25 protein-coding genes are annotated in these 23,203 nt (G+C 60.3%); 10 read left to right on the top strand and 15 right to left on the bottom strand.

Annotation, left to right across the window (positions count from 1 at the left end):
- Positions 1-36: 36 nt before the first annotated feature.
- The 6 genes from hemA (at position 37) to ACOI8A_RS26195 (ending at position 5,395) form a co-directional block, all read left to right on the top strand.
- Positions 37-1,323, top strand: coding sequence for a glutamyl-tRNA reductase (gene hemA, locus ACOI8A_RS26220; RefSeq protein WP_420650799.1), 1,287 nt, complete (start codon positions 37-39; stop codon positions 1,321-1,323).
- Positions 1,320-2,402, top strand: coding sequence for a peptide chain release factor 1 (gene prfA, locus ACOI8A_RS26215; protein ID WP_420650798.1), 1,083 nt, complete (start codon positions 1,320-1,322; stop codon positions 2,400-2,402). The genes hemA and prfA overlap by 4 nt, the downstream gene beginning before the upstream one ends.
- Positions 2,403-3,233, top strand: coding sequence for a peptide chain release factor N(5)-glutamine methyltransferase (prmC, locus tag ACOI8A_RS26210; protein ID WP_420650797.1), 831 nt, complete (start codon positions 2,403-2,405; stop codon positions 3,231-3,233).
- Positions 3,227-3,982, top strand: a complete 756-nt coding sequence (locus ACOI8A_RS26205; protein WP_420650796.1) for a molybdopterin-synthase adenylyltransferase MoeB — start codon at positions 3,227-3,229, stop codon at positions 3,980-3,982. Before prmC ends, ACOI8A_RS26205 begins: the two co-directional genes overlap by 7 nt.
- Positions 3,975-4,766: a glutamate racemase gene (gene murI / locus ACOI8A_RS26200; protein ID WP_420650795.1), complete on the top strand. Its 792-nt coding sequence runs from the start codon at positions 3,975-3,977 to the stop codon at positions 4,764-4,766. Before ACOI8A_RS26205 ends, murI begins: the two co-directional genes overlap by 8 nt.
- Positions 4,767-4,876: 110 nt before the next feature.
- Entirely contained in the window at positions 4,877-5,395 is a 519-nt protein-coding gene (locus ACOI8A_RS26195) for an acyloxyacyl hydrolase (RefSeq protein ID WP_420650794.1), read from the top strand.
- A 108-nt stretch (positions 5,396-5,503) separates the two neighbouring features.
- Here the strand turns inward: ACOI8A_RS26195 and ACOI8A_RS26190 are convergent, their stop codons facing one another.
- From ACOI8A_RS26190 to ACOI8A_RS26135, 12 genes are all read right to left on the bottom strand, one after another.
- A complete protein-coding gene (locus tag ACOI8A_RS26190) occupies positions 5,504-5,809 on the bottom strand; it encodes a YkgJ family cysteine cluster protein (RefSeq protein WP_420650793.1) in 306 nt (101 codons plus the stop codon).
- Positions 5,810-5,862: 53 nt separating this feature from the next.
- A complete protein-coding gene (locus tag ACOI8A_RS26185) occupies positions 5,863-6,366 on the bottom strand; it encodes a DUF2878 domain-containing protein (RefSeq protein WP_420650792.1) in 504 nt (167 codons plus the stop codon).
- Positions 6,359-7,630 carry a class I SAM-dependent methyltransferase gene (locus tag ACOI8A_RS26180; RefSeq protein WP_420650791.1) on the bottom strand — a complete coding sequence of 424 codons (1,272 nt, stop codon included), beginning with the start codon at positions 7,628-7,630 and terminating at the stop codon, positions 6,359-6,361. Before ACOI8A_RS26180 ends, ACOI8A_RS26185 begins: the two co-directional genes overlap by 8 nt.
- Positions 7,617-8,432 carry a DUF1365 domain-containing protein gene (locus ACOI8A_RS26175; protein ID WP_420650790.1) on the bottom strand — a complete coding sequence of 272 codons (816 nt, stop codon included), beginning with the start codon at positions 8,430-8,432 and terminating at the stop codon, positions 7,617-7,619. The genes ACOI8A_RS26180 and ACOI8A_RS26175 overlap by 14 nt, the downstream gene beginning before the upstream one ends.
- Entirely contained in the window at positions 8,429-9,676 is a 1,248-nt protein-coding gene (locus tag ACOI8A_RS26170) for an NAD(P)/FAD-dependent oxidoreductase (protein ID WP_420650789.1), read from the bottom strand. The genes ACOI8A_RS26175 and ACOI8A_RS26170 overlap by 4 nt, the downstream gene beginning before the upstream one ends.
- On the bottom strand, positions 9,673-10,455 hold the full coding sequence (locus ACOI8A_RS26165) for an SDR family NAD(P)-dependent oxidoreductase (protein ID WP_420650788.1): 783 nt from the start codon (positions 10,453-10,455) through the stop codon (positions 9,673-9,675). Before ACOI8A_RS26165 ends, ACOI8A_RS26170 begins: the two co-directional genes overlap by 4 nt.
- A complete protein-coding gene (locus ACOI8A_RS26160) occupies positions 10,452-10,874 on the bottom strand; it encodes a nuclear transport factor 2 family protein (RefSeq protein WP_420650787.1) in 423 nt (140 codons plus the stop codon). Before ACOI8A_RS26160 ends, ACOI8A_RS26165 begins: the two co-directional genes overlap by 4 nt.
- Positions 10,867-12,312 carry a deoxyribodipyrimidine photo-lyase gene (phrB, locus tag ACOI8A_RS26155; protein WP_420650786.1) on the bottom strand — a complete coding sequence of 482 codons (1,446 nt, stop codon included), beginning with the start codon at positions 12,310-12,312 and terminating at the stop codon, positions 10,867-10,869. The genes ACOI8A_RS26160 and phrB overlap by 8 nt, the downstream gene beginning before the upstream one ends.
- A gap of 20 nt (positions 12,313-12,332) precedes the next feature.
- The gene (locus tag ACOI8A_RS26150; protein WP_420650785.1) at positions 12,333-13,274 is read right to left on the bottom strand and encodes a MerR family transcriptional regulator; all 942 of its coding nucleotides are present in this window, start codon (positions 13,272-13,274) and stop codon (positions 12,333-12,335) included.
- Complete coding sequence (locus ACOI8A_RS26145; RefSeq protein WP_420650784.1) at positions 13,274-14,233, bottom strand: YbgA family protein; 960 nt, start codon at positions 14,231-14,233, stop codon at positions 13,274-13,276. Before ACOI8A_RS26145 ends, ACOI8A_RS26150 begins: the two co-directional genes overlap by 1 nt.
- Before the next feature lie 112 nt (positions 14,234-14,345).
- Entirely contained in the window at positions 14,346-14,561 is a 216-nt protein-coding gene (locus ACOI8A_RS26140; RefSeq protein WP_420650783.1) for a TIGR02450 family Trp-rich protein, read from the bottom strand.
- Positions 14,558-15,544: an NAD(P)/FAD-dependent oxidoreductase gene (locus tag ACOI8A_RS26135; RefSeq protein WP_420650782.1), complete on the bottom strand. Its 987-nt coding sequence runs from the start codon at positions 15,542-15,544 to the stop codon at positions 14,558-14,560. Before ACOI8A_RS26135 ends, ACOI8A_RS26140 begins: the two co-directional genes overlap by 4 nt.
- Before the next feature lie 199 nt (positions 15,545-15,743).
- Between ACOI8A_RS26135 and ACOI8A_RS26130 the strand changes: the two genes are divergently transcribed.
- Both ACOI8A_RS26130 and hemH read left to right on the top strand, forming a co-directional pair.
- On the top strand, positions 15,744-16,646 hold the full coding sequence (locus ACOI8A_RS26130; protein ID WP_420650781.1) for a TIGR01777 family oxidoreductase: 903 nt from the start codon (positions 15,744-15,746) through the stop codon (positions 16,644-16,646).
- A gap of 13 nt (positions 16,647-16,659) precedes the next feature.
- A complete protein-coding gene (hemH, locus tag ACOI8A_RS26125; protein WP_420650780.1) occupies positions 16,660-17,685 on the top strand; it encodes a ferrochelatase in 1,026 nt (341 codons plus the stop codon).
- Between the two features lie 190 nt (positions 17,686-17,875).
- Here the strand turns inward: hemH and ACOI8A_RS26120 are convergent, their stop codons facing one another.
- Positions 17,876-19,150, bottom strand: coding sequence for a uracil-xanthine permease family protein (locus ACOI8A_RS26120; protein WP_420650779.1), 1,275 nt, complete (start codon positions 19,148-19,150; stop codon positions 17,876-17,878).
- A 2-nt stretch (positions 19,151-19,152) separates the two neighbouring features.
- Positions 19,153-19,791 (bottom strand): uracil phosphoribosyltransferase, encoded by a 639-nt coding sequence (gene upp / locus ACOI8A_RS26115; RefSeq protein WP_420650778.1) that lies wholly within the window; start codon positions 19,789-19,791, stop codon positions 19,153-19,155.
- A 177-nt stretch (positions 19,792-19,968) separates the two neighbouring features.
- Between upp and ACOI8A_RS26110 the strand changes: the two genes are divergently transcribed.
- Positions 19,969-20,526 carry a hypoxanthine-guanine phosphoribosyltransferase gene (locus ACOI8A_RS26110; RefSeq protein ID WP_420650777.1) on the top strand — a complete coding sequence of 186 codons (558 nt, stop codon included), beginning with the start codon at positions 19,969-19,971 and terminating at the stop codon, positions 20,524-20,526.
- Positions 20,527-20,639: 113 nt separating this feature from the next.
- On the top strand, positions 20,640-20,927 hold the full coding sequence (locus ACOI8A_RS26105; protein WP_420650776.1) for a PA4642 family protein: 288 nt from the start codon (positions 20,640-20,642) through the stop codon (positions 20,925-20,927).
- 162 nt (positions 20,928-21,089) lie between these two features.
- Here the strand turns inward: ACOI8A_RS26105 and mqo are convergent, their stop codons facing one another.
- Positions 21,090-22,598, bottom strand: a complete 1,509-nt coding sequence (mqo, locus tag ACOI8A_RS26100) for a malate dehydrogenase (quinone) (protein ID WP_420650775.1) — start codon at positions 22,596-22,598, stop codon at positions 21,090-21,092.
- Positions 22,599-23,203: the final 605 nt, after the last annotated feature.

Genomic DNA, 23,203 nt, shown 5'->3' with positions numbered 1-23,203 from the left:
CAATTGCCGGCTTCACGTCACCATCAGCGACCTTGAATGGCCTTCCTCGCACTCGGTATCAACCACAAGACTGCTTCTGTAGACGTCCGCGAGCGCGTGGCGTTTACCCCTGAGCAGCTGGTGGAGGCGTTGCAGCAACTCTGCCGACTCACCGACAGCCGCGAAGCTGCGATCCTTTCCACCTGCAATCGCAGCGAGCTTTATATAGAACAGGATCACCTGTCCTCGGACGTGGTGCTGCGCTGGCTCGCCGATTATCATCATTTAAGCCTCGAAGAGCTGCGCGCGAGTGCTTATGTGCATGAAGAGGATGCGGCAGTTCGTCACATGATGCGCGTCGCCTCCGGGCTCGACTCGCTGGTGCTCGGCGAACCGCAGATCCTCGGCCAGATGAAATCCGCCTACGCCGTAGCACGCGAGGCCGGCACCATCGGCCCGTTGCTCGGGCGCCTGTTTCAAGCGACGTTCAACGCCGCCAAGCAAGTGCGCACCGACACCGCCATCGGCGAAAACCCGGTATCGGTGGCGTTTGCCGCTGTCAGCCTGGCCAAGCAGATTTTCAGCGACCTGCAACGCAGTCAGGCCTTGTTGATCGGCGCTGGCGAGACCATCACTCTGGTCGCCCGCCATCTGCATGAGCTGGGGGTCAAACGCATCGTCGTCGCCAACCGCACGCTGGAGCGCGCCAGTCTGCTCGCCGAGCAGTTCGGCGCGCACGCCGTGTTGCTCTCGGACATCCCCGCTGAGCTGGTGCGCAGCGACATCGTCATCAGCTCCACCGCCAGCCAGTTGCCGATTCTCGGCAAGGGCGCGGTGGAGAGTGCGCTGAAGCTGCGCAAGCACAAGCCGATCTTCATGGTCGACATCGCCGTGCCTCGGGATATCGAGCCGGAAGTCGGCGAACTCGACGACGTTTACCTGTATAGCGTCGATGATCTGCACGAAGTGGTCGCCGAGAACCTCAAAAGCCGTCAGGGCGCTGCCCAGGCCGCCGAAGAAATGGTCGCCACCGGCGCCGATGATTTCATGGTGCGCCTGCGCGAGTTGGCGGCGGTCGATGTGCTCAAGGCTTATCGTCAGCAAAGCGAACGCCTGCGTGACGAAGAATTGCAAAAAGCCCTGCGCCTGCTGGCCAACGGCGGCAACGCCGAAGATGTGCTGGTGCAACTGGCGCGTGGCCTGACCAATAAACTCCTGCACGCCCCGAGCGTGCAGTTGAAAAAGCTTTCTGCCGAAGGCCGCCTCGATGCGCTGGCCATGGCCCAGGAACTCTTTGCCCTCGAGGGCTCACCGGATAGCTTTTCGGATAAAAAACCGCAATGAAAGCGTCACTGCTCAATAAGCTGGACATCCTCCAGGACCGTTTCGAGGAACTGACCGCGCTGCTTGGCGACGGCGAAGTCATTTCCGATCAGACCAAGTTCCGCGCCTATTCCAAGGAATACGCCGAACTCGAGCCGGTCGTCGCAGCCTATAAACAGCTGCTCCGGGTCCAGACCGATCTGGAAGGTGCCCAGGCGCTGCTCAAGGACGGCGACCCGGACATGCGTGAAATGGCCGTGGAAGAAGTCCGCGAGACCAAAGAACAACTGATCGAAATCGAAGCCAGTCTGCAACGCATGCTGCTGCCCAAGGACCCCAACGACGGGCGCAACGTGTTCCTCGAAATCCGCGCCGGCACCGGTGGCGACGAGGCGGCGATCTTCTCCGGCGATTTGTTCCGCATGTACTCGCGTTACGCCGAGCGGCGTGGCTGGCGCGTCGAGATCCTGTCGGCAAACGAAGGCGAACACGGCGGCTACAAAGAAGTCATCGCCCGCGTTGAAGGCGACAACGTTTACGGCAAGCTGAAGTTCGAATCCGGCGCGCATCGCGTGCAGCGTGTGCCCGCGACCGAATCCCAAGGCCGCATCCACACCTCCGCGTGCACCGTGGCGGTGTTGCCCGAGCCGGACGAGCGGGAAACCATCGAGATCAACCCGGCGGATTTGCGCGTCGACACTTACCGCTCCTCCGGGTCTGGTGGTCAGCACGTCAACACGACCGACTCGGCGATCCGCATCACGCACTTGCCGACCGGCACCGTCGTCGAGTGCCAGGAAGAACGTTCCCAGCACAAGAACCGTGCACGGGCGATGGCGTGGCTGTCGGCCAAGCTCAACGATCAACAGACCGCAGCCGCGGCTAACGCGATCGCCAGCGAGCGTAAGTTGCTGGTGGGTTCCGGCGACCGTTCCGAGCGTATCCGCACCTACAATTTTGCTCAGGGCCGGGTCACTGACCACCGCGTCAATCTGACCCTGTACTCCCTCGACGAAATCCTCGCCGGTGGCATCGACGCAGTGATCGAGCCGTTGCTCGCCGAATACCAGGCCGATCAACTCGCAGCGATAGGTGAGTAAATGACCATCATCGCCAGCCTGTTGCGCGCCGCCGAACTGCCGGATTCGCCGACCGCGCGTCTGGATGCTGAGTTGCTCCTCGCTGCTGCGTTGGGCAAGTCACGCAGTTTTCTGCACACCTGGCCCGAGCGCATCGTGCCGTCCGAGGCCGCGCTGATCTTTGCTCAGTACCTGCAACGCCGTCGCGCTGGCGAGCCGGTGGCTTACATTCTCGGTCAGCAGGGTTTCTGGAAGCTGGATCTGGACGTCGCGCCGCACACCTTGATCCCGCGTCCGGACACCGAATTACTGGTGGAAGCTGCGCTGGAATTGCTCCCGGCAACCCCGGCCAAAGTGCTCGATCTGGGCACCGGCAGCGGCGCGATTGCTCTGGCGTTGGCCAGCGAGCGTCCGGCCTGGCAAGTGACTGCGGTGGATCGCGTGCTTGAAGCCGTGGCCCTCGCCGAACGTAATCGTCAGCGTCTGCACTTGAACAACGTCAAAGTGTTGAGCAGTCACTGGTTCAGCGCCGTCGAAGGCCAGCGTTTTCAACTGATCATCAGCAACCCGCCATACATTCGTTCCAGCGATCCGCATCTGGTCGAAGGCGATGTGCGTTTCGAACCCGAAAGTGCGCTGGTCGCCGGTATCGACGGGCTCGACGATCTGCGTCTGATCGTCGCCCAGGCGCCGGCACATCTTGAGGCCGGCGGCTGGCTGATGCTTGAACACGGCTATGATCAAGCCGAGGCCGTGCGCGATCTGTTGCAGGCCCACGGTTTCGCAGATATCCACAGCCGCACCGATCTGGGCGGCCATCAACGGATCAGCCTGGGGCGCCTGCCGTGCTGAGTGATCAGGAATTATTGCGCTACAGCCGGCAGATTCTGCTGCAACACGTCGACATCGACGGCCAGTTACAGCTCAAGGCCAGCCGAGTATTGATCGTCGGCCTCGGCGGGCTCGGCGCGCCAGTCGCGTTGTATCTGGCGGCGGCGGGTGTCGGTGAATTGCATCTGGCGGATTTCGACACGGTCGATCTGACCAATCTGCAACGCCAGATCATCCACGACACCGACAGCGTCGGCATGAGCAAGGTCGATTCGGCGCTCAAACGCCTCAGCGCGACCAATCCGGAAATTCTGCTGGTGCCGCATCGTCAGGCGCTGGACGAGGACTCCCTCGCCGCGGCCGTGGCGGCGGTGGATCTGGTGCTCGACTGTTCGGACAATTTCTCAACGCGCGAAGCGGTCAATGCGGCTTGCGTCGCGGCGGTCAAACCTCTGGTCAGCGGCGCGGCGATTCGCCTCGAAGGCCAGTTGTCGGTGTTCGATCCGCGTCGCCCCGAAAGCCCGTGCTACCACTGTCTGTACGGGCATGGCAGCGAAGCCGAACTGACGTGCAGCGAAGCCGGCGTGGTCGGGCCGCTCGTTGGTCTGGTCGGCAGTCTGCAAGCACTGGAAGCTTTAAAGATGCTGGTCGGTTTCGGTGAGCCATTGGTCGGCCGCTTGTTGCTGATCGATGCGCTGGGTTCGCGTTTCCGCGAGCTGCGGGTCAAGCGCGATCCGGGCTGCGCAGTCTGTGGCTCGCGCCATGCGTGAGGCGCCGATCGGCGTATTCGACTCCGGCGTCGGCGGCTTGTCGGTATTGGCCGAAATCCAGCGCCTGTTACCCAACGAGTCGCTGCTGTACTTCGGCGATTGCGGGCATATTCCTTACGGCGAGAAAACGCCAGAGTTCATCCGCCAGCGTTGCAGCGTGATGGCCGGGTTTTTCCGCGAGCAGGGCGCCAAGGCGTTGGTGCTGGCCTGCAACACTGCGACCGTCGCAGGCGTTGCCGATCTGCGCCGCGATTATCCCGAATGGCCGATTGTCGGCATGGAGCCTGCGGTCAAACCGGCGGCGGCTGCCACGCGCAGTGGTGTGGTTGGCGTGCTCGCCACCACAGGTACATTGCAGAGCGCCAAGTTCGCCGCGCTACTCGATCGTTTTGCCACCGATGTGCGGGTGATCACCCAGCCGTGCCCGGGGCTGGTCGAGCTGATCGAAAGCGGCGATCTGCACAGCGCCGAGTTGCGCCAGTTGCTGCACGGTTACGTCGCACCGCTGCTGGCTGCCGGTTGCGACACGATCATTCTCGGCTGCACGCACTATCCGTTTCTCAAGCCGATGCTCAGAAGCATGATCGCCGATGACATCAGTCTGATCGACACCGGCGCCGCTGTAGCGCGGCAACTTCAGCGTCTTCTGGCGGAACGAAATCTGCTGGCTGAAGGACCGAACCGATCGGTCAGATTCTGGACCAGTGCCGATCCCCAGTACTTGAAAAATGTCCTGCCGCTGTTGGGCCAAACCGCAAACGAAGTGCAACGCTTCGATTTGTAAAAAAAATGTGAAATAACTGAAAACTCATCTGAACTTCTAAACAGGCGCGGGCTTCTATAGCGCAGTTATCCAGAAAACCAAACGATCGTTCCGGAAAAGGAAGTTTTGAAGTGAAGCGACTATTTTGCTTGGCCGCGATTGCGGCCGCATTATTGGGGCACAGCTATACCGCACAAGCTGCAGGCGTTGAATTCGGAGTTGGCGCGACCAGCGATTCGACCATGACCTATCGCCTGGGCATGCAATTCGACTGGGACAAGAGCTGGCTGCAGAGCGACGTCGGCCGTGTGACCGGTTACTGGAGTGGCGCTTACACCTATTGGGAAGGTGACAAGACTTCGAGCAACAACAGCCTGTCGTTCTCCCCGGTGTTTGTTTACGAGTTTGCCGGTGAGTCGGTCAAACCGTACGTCGAGGCGGGTATCGGCGCGGCGTTCTTTTCCAACACCAAATACGAGAGCAACAACATCGGCGGCTCTTTCCAGTTTGAAGATCGCCTGGGCTTTGGTCTGCGATTCGCTGGCGGGCATGAAGTCGGGATTCGTGCGACGCACTATTCCAACGCCGGTCTGAGTAGCAGTAACGACGGCGTGGAAAGTTACGCACTGCATTACACGATGCCGTTGTAAGCCAGATCAAACGATCGCAGCCTGCGGCAGCTCCTACATGGGATTGATGTACAACCTGTAGGAGCTGCCGAAGGCTCGGGCCGCGATCGGACGATCTTTTGCTTTTAATCAGCGGTAAGCGGTGGCGATACCCTGGCGTTCTTCGATACATTCCGGTGCGCCCATCTCGAACTCGCGACAGATCAGCGGACGTTTCTCGTAGATCGTGCACATCATCGTGTCGCGATCCAGCGCCGCGCACCAGCCGTCGTCCAGCCGCAACATCACCTCACCCCCCCAGTCGTCGGTGTCGATAAAACGCTCGGGCACGCCGGTGTCGGTGATCAACATCACTTCAAGCTGACAGCAGCAGGCTGCGCAAGTCGAGCAGGTGACTGCCGGTTCGGCGATTTGCCGGAGGGGAATGGTCTTCATGGGCGGCAGTGTAAGGCAGTCGTCGATAACTGTGTGAAAGGCCTGACAGGCGTTCAGCTTGCTGCGTCGTCATTCAGGCGCCGAGCCAAGCTGTGCAACAACGGAAACAGCAACGCCCAGAGCAAACCGATGCCGATCAGCGTCGGCACTTCGCCGTAGGGAAACTGCACTCCCGCCAAGCGTCCGCCAGCGTAATACGACAAAGCGCCACCCAGCGCACCAAGCAAACTCGCCAGCCACCATGGCCGCGCGCTCCATTGCAGACAATGGCGCAGCGTGGTCGCCAGCAAGGCCCAGAGCAACATCAGCCACAACGGAATCAGCGGCGACAGATCCGTGAACTCGAACACCCCGAGACTACGCAAAACACTGTCCACCGCTATGCCAATGATGACCACGCTGAGAATCAGCCGACCTTCCGCCGCCCAACTGCCAATCCAGCGCAGATGAATCACCAGCACCGCCAACGCCACCAGCAACCACAGACTATTGCCGCCGAGCACGCAGGCGAACCAGCCAACCTGGAACAGTGCAGCATTCGCTAGCCGCTCAAGCATCGAAGCGTCCGAGCAGCGGCGCCGGCATCGCCGCCGGTTTCGCCAACAGCAGTTGCGCAGTGCCGATCGTGCGTTCGAGGAATCCACCCTCGCAATAGCACAGGTAAAACTCCCACAGCCGCAGGAAATAATCGTCGTAACCCAATTCGCTCAAACGCCCATGTGCTTGCCGAAAGTTTTCGCGCCATAAGCGCAGGGTCTTGGCGTAATGCAGGCCGAAGTCTTCCATGTGCAGCAGGTTCATGTCGGTGTCGCGGCTGACGATCTCGAGCATCTTCTGCACGCAGGGCAGGGCGCCGCCGGGAAAGATGTAACGCTGGATGAAATCCACGCCGCGCCGCGCCTGCTCGTAGCGTTGATCGCGGATGGTGATCGCTTGCAGCAGCATCAAGCCGTTGCTTTTGAGCAGGTGCGCGCACTGTTTGAAGTAGGTCGGCAGGAAGCGATGGCCGACTGCTTCGATCATCTCGATCGACACCAGTTTGTCGTACTGGCCGGTGAGGTCGCGATAGTCGGTCAGCAGCAACGTCACTTGATCCTGCAAACCCAGGCGCTCGATGCGTTCGGCGGTGAAGGCGAACTGCTCTTTCGACAATGTGGTGGTGGTGACTTTGCAGCCGTAATTCTGCGCGGCATACAGCGCCATGCTGCCCCAACCGGTGCCGATTTCCAGCAGGTGATCGCCGGGCTTGAGCGCGAGTTTCTGGCAGATTCGTTCGAGTTTGTTCAGTTGCGCCTGTTCCAGAGTGTCTTCCGGGCTGAGGAACTGCGCGGCGGAATACATCATGGTCGGGTCGAGAAACTGCTCGAACAGATCGTTGCCGAGGTCGTAATGCGCGGCGATGTTTTTCTGTGAGCCTTTGCGTGTATTGCGATTCAACCAATGCAGACTGCGCACCAGCGGCCGACCGATTTTCGCCAGTCCGCCCTCCATGCCGTCGAGCACTTCCAGATTGCTCACGAACACGCGCACCACGGCGGTCAGGTCCGGCGAGCTCCAGTAACCGTGGATAAACGCCTCGCCGGCGCCGATCGAACCGCTGGCGGCGACCATGCCCCAGACGGCTGCATCGTGTACCTGAATTTCGCCAACCAACGCGCTGCCCGCTGCACCGAAGACTTGCCGTTCGCCGTCTTCGATCAATACCAGTTGTCCATGTTTGAGTTGCTCCAGTTGGCGTAACACGCCGCGGCGCAATAGCGATCCGCTCAGGCCGTTGGCACTGAACAGGCTGGCTTTGACCGAAACGCTAGGAGTTTTCATGGTGGCGTTCCTTGGGAAGCACGGTTGCAGTTTGAAAGGTGCCGTCGGCAGCCTGATGAGAAAAAATCGGTGTGCGTTTGAGCAGCAAGCGCAGCGCCTGCCAATAGATCGCCAGCGCAGTCTTCGCGGTCATCCACGGAAAGCGCCGGATGTAGCGGTGCAGATGCGCTCGATCCAGCGGTTCGCGTTGCAGCTTCAGCGTGGCGTCGAACAGTTTGAATTCGCCCTGCCAGTCGGCCATGTGTACGCCGAGGTTTTGCGCTGCGGGACTGAAGCTCATGCGGTATTCCAGATCGCGTGGCAGGAACGGCGAAACATGAAACGCCTTGGCCACTGCGAAATGCTGATGCATATCCCCCAGTTCAGTCGCCTGCCGCGCGGGGAGCACATAGTGATAACGCTCGCGCCACGGCGTGTTGCTGACTTCGCAGAGGATCGCCGCCAGTTGCCCGTCGGCCTCGTGGCAGTAGAAGAAACTCACCGGGTTGAACGCCAGGCCCCAACTGCGCGCCTGGGTCAGCAGGCAGATCGAGCCTTGCGGTTCGTGGCCGATAGCCGCCGCGACCTGCTGGCGCACCGCGTCGATCAGGCGCACGCCTTGTCCGGTGAAGGTCTTCAGGTAGTCGCTTTCGCGAAACGAGAACGGCGCGAAACGGCTGTGTCCGGCCAGCGGCGACAAACCGAACACGGCGTCCTGCTCGGCCAGATCCAGATACAGCAGACCAATCCGGTAGCGGAACTCATGTCGCCGCGGAGCGAAGCGCCGATGGGCGATCCAGCCACTGTAGAGGGCGCTGTTCACAGGCTCTCCCCGAACGCAGCGGCGACGCGCAACGCGCTGACCACGCCATCCTCATGAAAGCCGTTGGCCCAATAAGCGCCGCAATAATGCGTGTGCTGCGCACCGTCGATTTCGGCCCAGCGGTTTTGCGCCACGACGGCACGCAAGCTGAACTGCGGATGCGCGTACGTGAAGCGCGCGAGGACTTTCGACGACTCGATGCCGGCACTCTGGTTGAGGCTGACGCAGAACGTAGTGTCGCTGTGAATGCCCTGCAAAATGTTCATGTCATAAGTGACAGCGGCGTGGGTGTGGCCGGCGCCGTTGAGGCGGTAATTCCAGCTGGCCCAGGCCAGTTTGCGTTTGGGCAGCAGGTTGGTGTCGGTGTGCAGCACCACTTCGTTGTCGGCGTAGGGCAGGGCGCCGAGCACTTCGCGCTCGGCATCGCTTGGCACGCCGAGCAGTTTCAAGGCCTGGTCGCTGTGGCAGGCGAACACCACTTTGTCAAAACGCTCGATGCCGGCCGGGCTGTGGATACCCACGCCATGCTCGTCGCGATCGACGCGGCTGACCGGACAATTCAGGCGAATTCTTTCACTGAAGGAGGCAGTCAGCGGCGCGATGTAGGCGCTGGAGCCGCCCTCGACCACGCGCCACTGCGGACGGTTATTCACCGAGAGCAAGCCGTGGTTTTCGAAGAAACGCACGAAGAACTGCAGCGGGAAATTGAGCATCTCGGCCATCGGCATCGACCAGATCGCCGCGCCCATCGGCACGATGTAATGCAGGATAAACCGCTCGCCGTAGCCGCCAGCTTTCAGGTAATCATCAAGAGTGGTGTCGGCAGCGATGCGCTGTTCGGCGAGGTCACGCTTCGCCTCTTTGTTGAAACGCAGAATGTCGCGCAACATGCCCCAGAAACCTGGCGAAAACACATTGCTGCGCTGGGCGAACAGGCTGTTGAGGTTGTTGCCGTTGTACTCCAGACCGCTGTCCGGATCGTTCACCGAAAAACTCATTTCGGTGGCTTTGAACGGCACGCCCAATTGCCCGAGCAGGCGAATGAAGTTCGGGTACGTCCAGTCGTTGAACACGATGAAACCGGTGTCCACCGCATACTGGCGACCTGCGACCGTCACGTCGACCGTGTGGGTGTGGCCGCCGACCCAGTCGCCAGCCTCGAACACCGTGACTTCATGTCGGCGATTGAGCAGGTAGGCGCTGGTCAACCCGGCGATCCCGCTGCCGACGATGGCGATCTTCACGCTGGATCCCTCATCGGCGGATTTTTGCGCACCATGCGCTTGCCGATCGCCAGTTGCACGCGCGACGGCATTTTCGACAGCGGCCAGAGCATTGCCATGAACATCGCGGGGAAGGCGATTTCCAGCGGTCGATCTTTGAGCCTGGCGTAGATGTGCCGCGCGGCTTTATCCACAGGCCAACTGAGCGGCATCGGAAAATCGTTCTTGGCGGTCAGCGGCGTATCGACGAAACCCGGGCTGATCACCGTGACTTCGATGCCCTCGTCCGCCAGATCAATGCGCAACGATTCGAACAAATAGCGCAGCCCGGCTTTCGACGCGCCGTAGGCCTCCGCCCTCGGCAACGGCACGTAAGTCACGGAGCTGGCCATGCCCACCAGATGTGGCGCAGTACCCTTGCGCAACAACGGCAGAGCGGCTTCGATGCAGTAACTGCTGGCGAGCAGATTGGTGCGCACCACGTGTTCGATGATCGAAGCGTCGAACTGCTTGGCATCGACGTATTCGCAAGTGCCGGCGTTGAGGATCACGCTGTCCAGCGAGCCCCAGTCTTCGGCGATCTGTTGACCGATTTCGCGCACCGTCTGACTGTTGGTCAGATCGCCCGCCACCACCAGCACTTGCCCCGGATAGCGTTGCGATAACACTTTGAGCGGTGCGACCTGACGCGAACTCACCGCCAGGTGCGCGCCGCTCTTGAGGATTTCTTCAGCCAGTGCCGCGCCGATGCCACTGCTGGCACCGGTCAACCAATAACGCCGTGGAGGTATACGACTCATCCCATTCTCCTTTTCAGCCAGGCGATCACCCGGCCCAATACTGGTAGATGTTCATAGAGCAGTGCCCCGGCATCAAAGTAATCCCGGTGCCGATAAACCTTGTCGCGCCAGAGCAGGTGCGAGCAGCCTGCAACGCGAATCGACTGACCACCCGCCAATCGCGGATGACGGTAACTCATGACCCAGCGCAGGTAGCCTTCGCCCTCACTGATCTGGTCGAAGCCGTGGTAATCGAAATGCAGCTCGCTGACGTTGGCGTACAACTCGGCGAAATAAGTGCGCAGATGCGCCAGTCCCTGCACTTCATGCAGTGGATCGGTGAAATGAATGTCTTCGCTGTACAGCTCGCCCAGACGATGCAAGTTGTCTTTGTTCAACTCGGCAAACTGGCGGGCGAAGCGCTGCAGGAATTCACTCATCATGACCTCCGGCTGGCTGTCGGCTTGGCAGGTTCTTGAACGCGGTCAGCGCGCGTTGTCGTGAGCTGCTCAGATCGACGATCGGCTTGGGGTAATCGGCAATGCCGAACAAACCGCCGAGGCTGGCCGGATTATGCACATCCTTTTTGTTCAGCCCGGCGAGTTGCGGCAGCCAGTGCTTGATGAACAGGCCTTCGCTGTCGAATTTTTCCGACTGGCTTAGCGGATTGAAAATGCGGAAGTACGGCGCCGAATCGGTGCCGGTCGAAGAACTCCACTGCCAGCCGCCATTGTTTGCAGCGAGGTCGCCATCGATCAGGTGACGCATGAAAAAACGTTCGCCTTCACGCCAGTCGATCAGCAGGTTCTTGGTCAGGAACATCGCCACCACCATCCGCAGACGGTTGTGCATCCAGCCGGTTTCAAGCAACTGACGCATGGCGGCGTCGATGATCGGCAGGCCGGTGCGCGCTTCTTGCCATGCGGCCAGCTCCTTCGGTGCATCTCGCCAGGCGAGGGCTTCGGTTTCCGGGCGAAACGCTCGGTGACGCGAGACCCGTGGATAGCCCACCAGAATGTGTTTGTAGAACTCGCGCCACAGCAGTTCATTGATCCAGGTGACCGCGCCAACCTTGCCGCTTTCGAACTCCCCCTGATTGCTTTGCAACGCGGTGTGCAGGCATTGGCGCGGCGAAACCACACCGGCGGCGAGATACGCCGAGAGCTGACTGGTGCCCGGTTTGGCGGGGAAATCGCGCTCGTTTTTGTAATAGTCGATTTGCACGTCGGCGAACGTATCGAGCCGGCGCCGCGCTTCGGCTTCGCCTGCCGGCCACAGCGCTTGCAGCGATTCGCTTGGCGTTGGGAAACCTTCGACAGAGGCGGGCACCGGGTCGCTTTTGATATCCAGGGCCGATTGCTTGAACGGTGCCTTGATCAGCCCCGGCATCGAGCGATGCAAGCGCTCGTAGCAGACCTTGCGGAACTGGCTGAAGACCTGAAAGTAAGTGCCAGTTTTGGTCAGGACGCTGCCGGGCTTGAACAGCAATTGGTCGAGATAGCTGAAGAACGCGATGCCCTCGGCTTGCAGCGCTTCGGCCACCGCAGCGTCACGACGGCTTTCGTGGATACCGTATTCCTCGTTGACGTGCACGGCCTCGATCTTCAACTGCTGACAGAGTTCGAGCAGCACCGCTGGCGCCTGATCCCAGTGCGAAGCAGTGCGGATCAGCAGCGGAATATTCAGCTCGCCGAGGCTTTTGCTCAGCTCTTTCAGGTTGCGCAGCCAGAAGTCGACTTTGCATGGGGCATCGTCATGTTCTTGCCATTGCTTCGGGCTCAACAGGTACACAGCCACGCTCGGGCCACGCTCGGCGGCGGCCGCGAGGGCAGTGTTGTCATGTTGGCGCAGGTCGCTGCGCAGCCAGATCAATTGCATGCTGTTCTCTGCACGATTCATCAAATCAGCCCACGCTGAACCAGCACCTGATGCGCCGACAATGGATCTTCGGCCAGGTACACATCAGCGATCTCGGAAGTTCTTGCGGACAACTCGGCGTGGTGGATGCACACCGTTGGTCCGGCAATGATTTTTGGGCAACTGACGCCGTTGAATAGTTTCGGCAATTGCGCCAGGTTCATGGCTTTACTGGAATACAGCAGTACGCCACGGGCTTGCAGGTGATCGGTGGCCAACGCCAGCTCGCCGGCCGGCAGCGGCCAGTCGAACACTTGCACCGGGCAGTCGGCGCTGCTGATCAGCCACGCCGTCAGCCACAGTTGCGGCTCCAGCGGCAGGTCGGAATGATTGATCAACAGCAGCGACGCGGAACGCAACTGACGGTTGTTATGGTAGATGCGTGCGCCGAACTTGCTGCGCAGCCAGGAATAAAAAAACACTTGCTCCATGCGCCCGCCGAACTGGCCTTGCCAGCGCTGTTCGAGCTCGGCCAGCAATGGCAGCAAAAGCTGCTCGCACAAAGTGCGCGGTGGATACAGCGCCATCGCCTGATTGATGCTGTCATCGAGGCCGCGTTCATTGAGCTGGGTGACCGCGACCAGTGCAGTCTGGCGCAGCGGCTGCCAGTCGTTTTCCAGCGGTTCGCTGACGGCTTGCGGAGTGTCGAGCAATGGCTTGACCAGACTCACCGCCACGCCACGGTTGAGCCAGGTGAGAATCGCCTGAATGCGCTGCACATGTTCGGCCGAATACAAGCGGTGGCCCTTGGGCGTGCGCTGCGGCACGATCAGGCCATAACGGCGCTCCCAGGCGCGCAGGGTCACGGCGTTGACGCCGGTCTGCCGCGCGACTTCGCGGATCGGCAGCCAGCCCTCGTCGAGGGCTTTCTTGAAGTCGGCGCCGAGGTCTTCGCTGGCGCTGGTGTCGGGTTTCACGTTCATTAAATGGCGTTTCGCAGGCTGAGGTTTTCCGGGTGCGGTTGCAGGTAAACCTGTTGCGCGATGTACGGATCCGGGTGTTGGCGAAAGTGATGTTTGAGCAGCGTCAGCGGCACCACCAGCGGCACGATGCCGAGGCGGTACTGGCCAATCACGTGCTGCACCTCTTCCTTGTCTTCGGCGCTGATCGCCTGTTTCAGGTAGCCGCTGATGTGCTGCAACACATTGCTGTGAGTGCCGCGCGTGGCGCATTTTTTCAATGCCGCCATCAGTTCGCTGAAGTAGCGCGGGCCGAGTTCTTGCGGATCGCTCAGCGCCATGTTGCCGAGCAATTTGCCCAGCGCCTTGTACTGCAGCGGGTTGTTGGCCATCAGCAGGTATTTGTAGCGCGAGTGGAATTCGATCAGTGCGCGGCGCGTCAGGCCCTGCGTCAGCACCTGCTGCCAGTCGCTGTAGGCGAGGACGCGGGTGATGAAGTTCTCGCGCAGCACGGGATCGTTGAGGCGCCCGGCCTCTTCCACCGGCAAGTCGGGATGCTGCGCACAGAACGCCTGAGCGTAAATGCCCCGCCCGCCGCCGTTCACCGGAGCGCCATTTGCGTGGTAGACCTTGACCCGCTCCAGCCCGCAGGAGGGCGATTGCTGCATGAAGATGTAGCCGCAGATGTCGTTCAACTCGACGGCCATCTTCTGGCCATAGTCGGCAAGCGGTTGGGTGACGTTGATTTCTCGATCGACAGTGCCAACCGCTTGCGGATTCTGCGGGTCACCAATCAAGCGGATCGGCTCACGGGGCGTGCCCAGGCCAATGGCTACTTCCGGGCACACGGGGGCGAAATCGAAATATTCAGTCAGCGTGCGTGAGCACAGCCGCGATTCCTTGTGCCCGCCGTTGAAGCGCACTTCGGCGCCCATCAGGCAGGCGCTGATGGCGATTTTCGGTTTGGCTGTTTGCTCGGACATCGGGGCACCTCGAATCTGAACCTGTACAGAGCGTGCGCGCTGTACAACATGGCTTTAGCATAGATTCAAGGCTGTACAAGTCAAATCATTTGTACAAGTTTTGCAGAGGATTTTACAGCCAACCCATTTTCCACCGGGAAATGTCCTGCAGCGCTTGCCATTCGAAGCGCTCACTGCGCTTGGTCAGCACCGCCTGCAACTCAATCTCCAACACCGTGCCTTCCTCATCCCGGAACAACTCGGTCACCAGAAAATGTTTTTCGCGGTTTTTCGGGAGGGCTGCTGTCCATTTCGACAGCAGCAATTTACGCGGATTGATCTGATTCACTGCAAATGCTCATGCAAGCGTCGCGCGGCTTCCTGGCCACTCAGCCACGCACCTTCGACACGGCCAGACAAGCACCAGTCGCCGCAGGCGTACAGGCCCAGATCGGCATCGGCCAAGGTGCCCCATTCATGGCTGCTGGCCGGGCGGGCGTAGAGCCAGCGATGGGCGAGGCTGAAGCTCGGCGCAGGCATGGCGCTGTGCAGCAGTTCGGCGAATGCGCCGTGCAATTGCTCGATCACCGCTTCCTTGGACAGGTCGATATGTTGCCGACTCCAGGCGCTGGTAGCGTGCAGCACCCAAGTGTCGAGGGTGTGGTCGCGCCCGGGTTTACTGCGGTTGCGCGCCAGCCAGTCGAGCGGGCTGTCCTGCACGAAGCAGCCTTCGATCGGCGTATCCAGCGGGGTGTCGAAGGCAAGGGCGACCGCCCAGGTCGGCTCCATTTTCACCCCGGCGGCGGCCCCGGCGAGTTTCGGTGCGGCGGCCAGCAAAGCGGTGGCTTGCGGCGCTGGTGTGGCGATCACAACGTGGCTGAACGGGCCATGGGTGAACCCTTCGGCGTCTTGCAGATGCCAGTGTTGTTCGCCGCGATAGACTTCGGTGATCCGGCAAGCGAAGTGCACTTCCAGGCCCTCAAGCAAACCACGGGTGATGGCACTCATGCGCGGCGAGCCGACCCAGCGCGTCTGCTCGTCCGGCGACAAATTCAGTTGCCCGCCCTGACAGGTGTAGAGCTGCGGAGTCCACTCGGCGACCCAGCCCTGACTTTGCCAGCGCTGCACCTCGGTGACGAAGCGCCGGTCGCGCGCGGTGAAGTACTGCGCGCCCATGTCCAGCGAGCCGGCGTCACTGCGCTTGCTCGCCATGCGTCCGCCGCTGCCGCGACTTTTGTCGAACAGCTGCACGATGTGCCCGGCGTCAGTCAGCGCCTGGGCGGCGGAGAGTCCGGCGATGCCGGTGCCGATGATTGCGATAGGTACAGTCATAGGGGCCTCGTTTACCTTTCTCTGTACAGACTACGCCGTGGATGAAACCTGTACAATTTTGTTTTTTGGTATAACTTCCAGCATTCTCGTTCTGACAGCTTGGCCTATGGTTAAACAATAGAGCCTGCCCGATAGAAAAGATCCCTGCTTATAAAAATAGACTAGGGATCGACGGAAAACGCCACGCGAGGAACAAGCCATGCACATATTGCTGACCGGCGGTACTGGATTGATCGGACGTCAGCTCTGCCGACACTGGCTGGGGCAGGGCCATCGGCTGACGGTGTGGAGTCGTCGCCCGGAAAAAGTCGCGCAGATCTGTGGCGCGCAGGTGCGTGGTATTGCGCGCCTGGAGGACCTCGGCGAAGAGCCGCTGGATGCGATCGTCAACCTCGCCGGCGCACCGATTGCCGACCGGCCGTGGACGCATCGGCGCAAGGCGTTGTTGTGGAGCAGCCGCATCAAGCTCACGGAAACTCTTCTGGCGTGGCTGGAAACACGCGCGCAGAAACCCGCGCTGTTGATCTCCGGTTCGGCAGTTGGTTGGTACGGCGACGGCGGCGAGCGCGAGTTGACCGAAGAATCGCCGCCAGTGATTGACGACTTCGCCAGTCAGTTGTGCATCGCCTGGGAGGAGACCGCCCAGCGTGCCGAAGCCTTGGGCATGCGCGTGGTGCTCGTGCGAACCGGGCTGGTGCTATCGGCCGAGGGCGGCTTTTTGTCGCGGTTGTTGCTGCCATTCAAACTCGCGCTGGGCGGGCCTTTGGGTAACGGGCGGCAATGGATGCCGTGGATTCATATCGATGATCAAATCGCCTTGATTGATTTTCTTCTGCACCGCGATCAGGCGATCGGTCCTTATAATGCGTGCGCGCCGACACCTGTGCGCAATCGCGAATTTGCCAAGACGCTGGGTAGCGTGCTGCACCGCCCGGCGTTCATGCCGATGCCGGCCCTGGCCCTGAAGGTCGGGCTCGGTGAAATGTCTTTGTTGTTGCTCGGCGGTCAAAAGGCCTTGCCGGCACGTTTGCTGGAAGCCGGATTCCGCTTCCGCTTCACGGAATTACGCGCGGCTCTGGACGACCTCTCCAGCCGCCTCTGAAATAGGACGTTGCATGACCGATCACGCCTTGCTACTGGTCAACCTGGGTTCGCCGGCCTCCACCTCGGTGGCCGATGTGCGCAGCTACCTCAATCAGTTTCTGATGGACCCGTATGTCATCGACCTGCCATGGCCGGTGCGACGGTTGCTGGTATCGCTGATTCTGATCAAGCGCCCCGAGCAATCGGCGCATGCCTACGCTTCGATCTGGTGGGAGGAGGGTTCGCCACTGGTGGTGCTCAGCCGCCGCTTGCAAGAGCAAGTGAAGGCGCAGTGGAAGCACGGCCCGGTAGAATTGGCGATGCGTTACGGCGAGCCATCGATTGAAACGCGCCTGCTGCAACTGGTCGCGGCGGGGCACAAGAAAATCACCCTCGCACCGCTTTATCCACAGTTCGCCGACAGCACCACGACCACGGTGATCGAAGAAGCCAAACGCGTGCTGCGCGAGAAAAAACTCGACGTGCAGCTGTCGATCCTGCAGCCGTTCTACGATCAGCCGGAATACCTCGACGCATTGGTCGCCAGCGCCAAGCCGCATTTGCAGCAGGATTACGATCACCTGTTGCTGAGTTTTCATGGCTTGCCCGAGCGGCATCTGACCATGCTTGATCCCACCGGGCAGCATTGCTTCAAGAATGAAGATTGCTGCAAGAACGCTTCGCCGGCGGTGTTGGCCACCTGTTATCGCGCGCAGTGTCTGCGCACAGCCGCGTTGTTCGCCGAGCGCATGGGGCTGGCGGACGGCAAATGGTCGGTGTCATTTCAGTCGCGATTGGGCCGGGCGAAGTGGATCGAACCGTACACCGAAGCGCGGCTGGATGAGTTGGCGAAAAGCGGCGTGAAGAAGATTCTGGTGATGTGCCCGGCGTTCGTTGCCGATTGCATCGAAACGCTGGAGGAGATTGGTGATCGCGGTAAAGAGCAGTTCCGCGAAGCCGGGGGCGAGGAGTTGCTGCTGGTGCCATGCCTGAACGATGACCGGCAATGGGCCAAGGCGTTGGCGACCCTGTGCGAACGAGCGCCGTTGGCGCTGTAAGACATTCTGGAAACACACAGCTCTCACTGTGTAGAACAAATTGTGGCGAGGGGATTTATCCCCGTTGGGCTGCGAAGCAGCCCTAAATCCTGCGGATGCGGTGTGACAGGAATACCGCGTTCGCCAGATCTGCGACTGCTTCGCAGCCGAACGGGGATAAATCCCCTCGCCACAGGTATCGTGTCAGCCTTTAGAGCAGTGGCTCATCCGCCTTCTTGTGCTTCCAGCTGTCATTGCCCGGCAGCAGCAGATTCAGCGCAATCGCCACCACCGCGCACAGCGCGATGCCTTTGAGGCCGAAGTCGTCTGGCCCGGTGCCGGTGCCGACCAGCACACCGCCAATCCCGAACACCAACGTCACCGAAACAATCACCAGATTGCGCGCTTCGCCCAGATCGATCTTGTGGCGGATCAGGGTGTTCATGCCCACTGCCGCAATCGAGCCGAACAACAGGCACAGAATCCCGCCCATCACCGGCACCGGAATGCTTTGCAGCAGCGCGCCGAACTTGCCGACGAACGCCAGACTGATGGCGAAGATCGCCGCCCAGGTCATGATTTTCGGGTTGTAGTTCTTGGTCAGCATCACCGCGCCCGTCACTTCCGCGTAGGTCGTGTTGGGCGGGCCACCGAACAGCCCGGCTGCTGTGGTGGCGATGCCGTCACCGAGCAGAGTGCGGTGCAGGCCTGGCTTCTTCAGATAGTCACGACCAGTCACGCTACCCACTGCAATCACACCGCCGATGTGTTCGATGGCCGGGGCCAGCGCCACCGGAACGATGAACAGAATCGCCTGCCAGTTGAATTCCGGCGCGGTGAAATGCGGGATCGCAAACCACGGTGCAGCGGCTATCTTCGCGGTGTCGACCACGCCGAAATAGAACGCCATGCCAAACCCGACCAGCACGCCGGAGATGATCGGCACCAGACGGAAAATGCCTTTGCCGAACACCGCCACGATCAACGTGGTCAGCAGCGCCGGCATCGAGATCAGCATTGCGGTCTGATAAGGAATCAGCTCGGAACCGTCGCCAGCCTTGCCCATCGCCATGTTTGCGGCAATCGGTGCCATGGCCAGACCGATCGAGATGATCACCGGGCCGATGACTACCGGCGGCAGCAGACGGTCAATGAAACCGGTGCCTTTGATCTTTACGGCCAGGCCGAGGAAGGTGTAGACGAAACCGGCCGCCATCACGCCGCCCATGGTCGCCGCGAGGCCGAACTGGCCCTTGGCGAGAATGATCGGCGTGATGAAGGCGAAGCTCGACGCAAGGAACACCGGCACCTGACGCCCGGTGACGATCTGGAACAGAATCGTGCCCAGACCTGCGGTAAACAGTGCCACGTTCGGGTCCAGGCCCGTGATCAGCGGCATCAGCACCAAAGCGCCGAAAGCCACGAACAGCATCTGCGCGCCGGACAGCACCGTACGCCAGAGCGGATCGTTGAACTCTTGTTGCATGCTTACGCGTCCTTCTGCTTGGTGCCGAAAATCTTGTCACCGGCATCGCCAAGCCCAGGGATGATGTAGCCGTGCTCGTTCAACTTCTCGTCGATGGACGCGGTGTAGATTTTCACGTCCGGGTGCGCCTTCTCGACAGCAGCAATGCCTTCCGGCGCGGCAACCAGCACCATCGCGCGGATTTCCTTGCAGCCAGCCTTTTTCAGCAGGTCGATGGTCGCAACCATCGAGCTGCCGGTGGCGAGCATCGGGTCGATGATCATTGCCAGACGCTCGTCGATCTCTGGAACCAGTTTTTCCAGATAGGTGTGCGCCTGCAGAGTTTCCTCGTTGCGGGCCACGCCCACAGCGCTGACTTTGGCACCCGGGATCAGGCTGAGCACGCCTTCGAGCATGCCGATACCGGCGCGCAGGATTGGCACGACAGTGATCTTCTTGCCGGCGATTTTTTCGACTGACACGGTGCCGCACCAACCTTCGATATCGTAGGTTTCCAGCGGCAAATCTTTGGTAGCTTCATAGGTCAACAGCGCACCGACTTCCTGAGCAAGCTCACGGAAATTCTTGGTGCTGATGTCTGCACGGCGCATAAGGCCAAGTTTGTGACGGATCAGCGGATGGCGGATCTCTTGGATGGACATGGGGAAAGGCTCCGGCGGCGGGCAAAAAAACCGGCCTAGATTAATCTATCCGAGGGTGATGTCCTATAGGACATACAGTACGTTAGTCCATAAAGGCTTGATTCAGCCGTGCGAGGTGCGTACCTTTGCCCGCTTTTCGCGACTATACCCCCTGCCAACCACCCCCCGGAGAGCGCCATGTCCGCTGATCTCGAGCATATCCGTCAAATCATGCGAGAGGCTGACTGCCTGTACACCGAGTCTGAAGTCGAGGCCGCCATTGCCCGCGTCGGTGCGCAAATCAACGAAACACTGGCCGATACCAACCCGGTGGTGTTCTGCGTGATGAACGGCGGGCTGATTTTCTCTGGCAAGCTGCTGACTCATCTGCACTTCCCGCTGGAAGCGTCCTACCTGCACGCGACCCGTTATCGCAACGAAACCAGCGGCGGCGACCTGTTCTGGAAAGCCAAGCCGGAAGTCTCGTTCCTCGACCGTGACGTGCTGATCATCGACGACATCCTCGACGAAGGTCACACCCTGGGCGCGATCATCGACTACTGCAAACACGCCGGCGCGCGCAAAGTGCACACTGCCGTGTTGATCGACAAAGATCACGACCGCAAGGCGCGTCCTGACCTGAAAGCCGATTTCGTTGGCCTGCCGTGCGTTGACCGCTACATCTTCGGTTACGGCATGGACTACAAAGGCTACTGGCGCAATGCCAACGGGATTTTTGCCGTCAAAGGCATGTAATCCCGCCATCGCGACTGACTGCAAGATCGCCCCGGTGACGCCTGCGTTGAGCGATGCAGGCGCACGGGGGTAAACTGCCTGCCCCGTGAAATGTCTGCGAGCTGGAGTCGGCAATGCGTAAAGATAAGAAGCAAGTGATTGGTGACGAGATCGGCGATGAGCAGATCAAGCTGTTCCTCGATTTTGAACCGGTCGACGCCACCTCGCCGTCGCTGCACAAACTGGTCAAGGCCTACCGTGGCCTGCGCATCGATGACTTCGAGCGTTTTCTGACGTTCTTCGTCGAGGCGGGTTACGACGTTGACGGCAAAGACGAGCAGGGCCAGACCTTTGTGGATCAGATCCGTGATCAGCGTAATGCTGCGGAATACATCGAACTGATCGACAAGGCGCGCGGTTAAGGTCAAAGGACAAGATCAAAAGATCGCAGCCTTCGGCAGCTCCTACAGGGGATTGGTGTTCACCCTGTAGGAGCTGCCGAAGGCTGCGATCTTTTGCTTTTTAGAAGACCAAAAAAAACGCCCCGCACTCACTGAGTGCGGGGCGTTTTTTGTGCGGCCGAATCAAGCGTAGCTTTCGGTCTCGTTGCTGGCTGCAACCAGTTCCAGAGCGACGTTGTTGTGCGCGTTGATCTTGCGATACAGCGCTGCGTCGGTTTCCAGAACCTTTTCCCGAGCCGGGAAGATTTCTGCCAGTTTGGCTGCCCACTCACCGGACGCCTTGGCCGGGAAGCACTTCTCGATCAGTTCAAGCATGATCGAAACCGTCACCGAAGCGCCCGGCGAAGCACCGAGCAGAGCGGCGAGGGAACCGTCCTTGGCCGCGACCAGTTCGGTACCGAATTGCAGGATGCCGCCCTTTTTCGGGTCTTTCTTGATGATCTGCACCCGTTGGCCGGCCACTTCCAGGCGCCAGTCTTCGGCCTTCGCCTCCGGGTAGAAACGGCGCAGGGAATCCAGGCGCTGTTCCATCGACTGCATCACTTCGCTGACCAGGTACTTGGTCAGGTCCATGTTGTTTTTCGCCACGGCGAGCATCGGGCCTATGTTGCCGGCGCGCACCGACAGCGGCAGGTCCATGAAGGATCCGTGCTTGAGGAACTTGGTGGTGAAACCGGCGTATGGCCCGAACAGCAGGGATTTCTTGCCATCGACCACACGGGTGTCCAAGTGCGGCACCGACATCGGCGGCGAACCCACGGCGGCCTGACTGTAAACCTTGGCCTGGTGGTGTTTGACCACTTCCGGGTTGTCGCAACGCAGCCACTGGCCGCTGATCGGGAAGCCGCCGAAGCCTTTGCTTTCCTCGATACCCGAAGCTTGCAGCAACGGCAGGGCCGCGCCACCCGCGCCGAGGAAGACGAACTTGGCGTCGACTTCACGGCTGTTGCCGCTGTTGACGTCTTTGATGCTGACGGTCCAGCCGCTGCCATTACGCTTGAGGCCGGTCACGCGCTTGCAGTATTTGATTTGGGTATCGGGAGCGCTGCTCAAGTGTTTGAGCAACTGATTGGTCAGCGCGCCGAAGTTGACGTCGGTGCCGTTCATCACGCGGGTCGCGGCGAGCACTTCATCACTCGCACGGCCCGGCATCATCAGCGGCATCCACTCGGCCATTTTCGCCTTGTCTTCGGTGTACTCCATGTCGGAGAACGCGTGGTGCTTGCTCAGCACATCGAAGCGCGATTTGAGGAAGGACACGCCGCTGTCGCCCTGCACGAAGCTCAAGTGTGGCACCGGGCTGATGAACGATTTGCACGAGCCGAAGGTGCCTTTCTTGGTCAGGTACGACCAGAACTGCTTCGACACCTCGAACTGGGTGTTGATGTGCACGGCTTTCTTGATGTCGACACTGCCGTCGGCAGCCTGCGGCGTGTAATTCAGCTCGCACAGGCCGGCGTGGCCGGTACCGGCGTTGTTCCACGGGTTGGAACTCTCCGCCGCACCGGAATCCATCAACTCGACAACTTCCAGCTTGATCGCCGGGTCGAGCTCTTTGAGCAGCACTGCCAGGGTGGCACTCATGATGCCGGCCCCAACCAGAACTACGTCGACTGCTTCGTTATGCGCCATTTAACGCGTCTCCAAAATCTGCAGCACCAAATTGTCGGCATGGCTGCCAGGCGTTCCGGGGCAGGTCAGTTGCGCCCCAGGAATGCTTGGTCAGGATTGCCATGTCCGAATCTTCGCAATTTTTTGCAACTTCAGCGGATGCATGCGGCCGGGCTTCAAGAGTTGCATGAACTCATTTCAGCACGCGGCTGGCAATTCGACTTATGGTCGAGACATCCGTTTGTGCAACCAAATCCGTAGCGGACAGGCTTCAGGCTCCGGTATTCGAGGCGTACCCGTTCCTGTGTCGTTGGGCTGTTTCAGACGCTAATGGTGCATGTTCAGACGCAAAACTATTCATTTGCTCGCCACACTCTTGTGAAGTTGTGAAAACCCGTTTTTTTCACGCTCTTTTGAAGACGTGAACCTCAAAAAAGGGCTGTCCAGGCCTGGCACCGTGCCCGTGGGGGCAAAACAACTCAGTGGCCGAGCGTCATGACAGCTCTGCAGATTCGCGAAAAGCGGGTTTTTTGCCGGATAAACAGCAAGCACGCCAGCTTCACTCGATCTGTGTGGGCGGCTCTCTGTGGGCGATTTGGATGCCAATGCATGCGCATTGACGCTGT

This window comes from Pseudomonas sp. P4795, from assembly GCF_048822895.1.
Lineage (GTDB): Bacteria > Pseudomonadota > Gammaproteobacteria > Pseudomonadales > Pseudomonadaceae > Aquipseudomonas.
This window is presented reverse-complemented; position numbering and strand designations above follow the sequence as displayed.

What these genes read in the sequence shown, in the direction of transcription:
- upp (WP_420650778.1), bottom strand. Translation starts at nt 19,791, where the DNA reads ATGTCCATCCAAGAGATCCGCCATCCGCTGATCCGTCACAAACTTGGC.
- ACOI8A_RS26105 (WP_420650776.1), top strand. Translation starts at nt 20,640, where the DNA reads ATGCGTAAAGATAAGAAGCAAGTGATTGGTGACGAGATCGGCGATGAG.
- ACOI8A_RS26190 (WP_420650793.1), bottom strand. Translation starts at nt 5,809, where the DNA reads ATGAAGACCATTCCCCTCCGGCAAATCGCCGAACCGGCAGTCACCTGC.
- ACOI8A_RS26165 (WP_420650788.1), bottom strand. Translation starts at nt 10,455, where the DNA reads ATGAGTCGTATACCTCCACGGCGTTATTGGTTGACCGGTGCCAGCAGT.
- mqo (WP_420650775.1), bottom strand. Translation starts at nt 22,598, where the DNA reads ATGGCGCATAACGAAGCAGTCGACGTAGTTCTGGTTGGGGCCGGCATC.
- hemH (WP_420650780.1), top strand. Translation starts at nt 16,660, where the DNA reads ATGACCGATCACGCCTTGCTACTGGTCAACCTGGGTTCGCCGGCCTCC.
- ACOI8A_RS26150 (WP_420650785.1), bottom strand. Translation starts at nt 13,274, where the DNA reads ATGAACGTGAAACCCGACACCAGCGCCAGCGAAGACCTCGGCGCCGAC.
- ACOI8A_RS26135 (WP_420650782.1), bottom strand. Translation starts at nt 15,544, where the DNA reads ATGACTGTACCTATCGCAATCATCGGCACCGGCATCGCCGGACTCTCC.
- ACOI8A_RS26110 (WP_420650777.1), top strand. Translation starts at nt 19,969, where the DNA reads ATGTCCGCTGATCTCGAGCATATCCGTCAAATCATGCGAGAGGCTGAC.
- ACOI8A_RS26160 (WP_420650787.1), bottom strand. Translation starts at nt 10,874, where the DNA reads ATGAGTGAATTCCTGCAGCGCTTCGCCCGCCAGTTTGCCGAGTTGAAC.
- ACOI8A_RS26180 (WP_420650791.1), bottom strand. Translation starts at nt 7,630, where the DNA reads ATGAAAACTCCTAGCGTTTCGGTCAAAGCCAGCCTGTTCAGTGCCAAC.
- ACOI8A_RS26120 (WP_420650779.1), bottom strand. Translation starts at nt 19,150, where the DNA reads ATGCAACAAGAGTTCAACGATCCGCTCTGGCGTACGGTGCTGTCCGGC.
- murI (WP_420650795.1), top strand. Translation starts at nt 3,975, where the DNA reads ATGCGTGAGGCGCCGATCGGCGTATTCGACTCCGGCGTCGGCGGCTTG.
- prfA (WP_420650798.1), top strand. Translation starts at nt 1,320, where the DNA reads ATGAAAGCGTCACTGCTCAATAAGCTGGACATCCTCCAGGACCGTTTC.
- phrB (WP_420650786.1), bottom strand. Translation starts at nt 12,312, where the DNA reads ATGCAATTGATCTGGCTGCGCAGCGACCTGCGCCAACATGACAACACT.
- hemA (WP_420650799.1), top strand. Translation starts at nt 37, where the DNA reads ATGGCCTTCCTCGCACTCGGTATCAACCACAAGACTGCTTCTGTAGAC.
- ACOI8A_RS26145 (WP_420650784.1), bottom strand. Translation starts at nt 14,233, where the DNA reads ATGTCCGAGCAAACAGCCAAACCGAAAATCGCCATCAGCGCCTGCCTG.
- prmC (WP_420650797.1), top strand. Translation starts at nt 2,403, where the DNA reads ATGACCATCATCGCCAGCCTGTTGCGCGCCGCCGAACTGCCGGATTCG.
- ACOI8A_RS26185 (WP_420650792.1), bottom strand. Translation starts at nt 6,366, where the DNA reads ATGCTTGAGCGGCTAGCGAATGCTGCACTGTTCCAGGTTGGCTGGTTC.
- ACOI8A_RS26130 (WP_420650781.1), top strand. Translation starts at nt 15,744, where the DNA reads ATGCACATATTGCTGACCGGCGGTACTGGATTGATCGGACGTCAGCTC.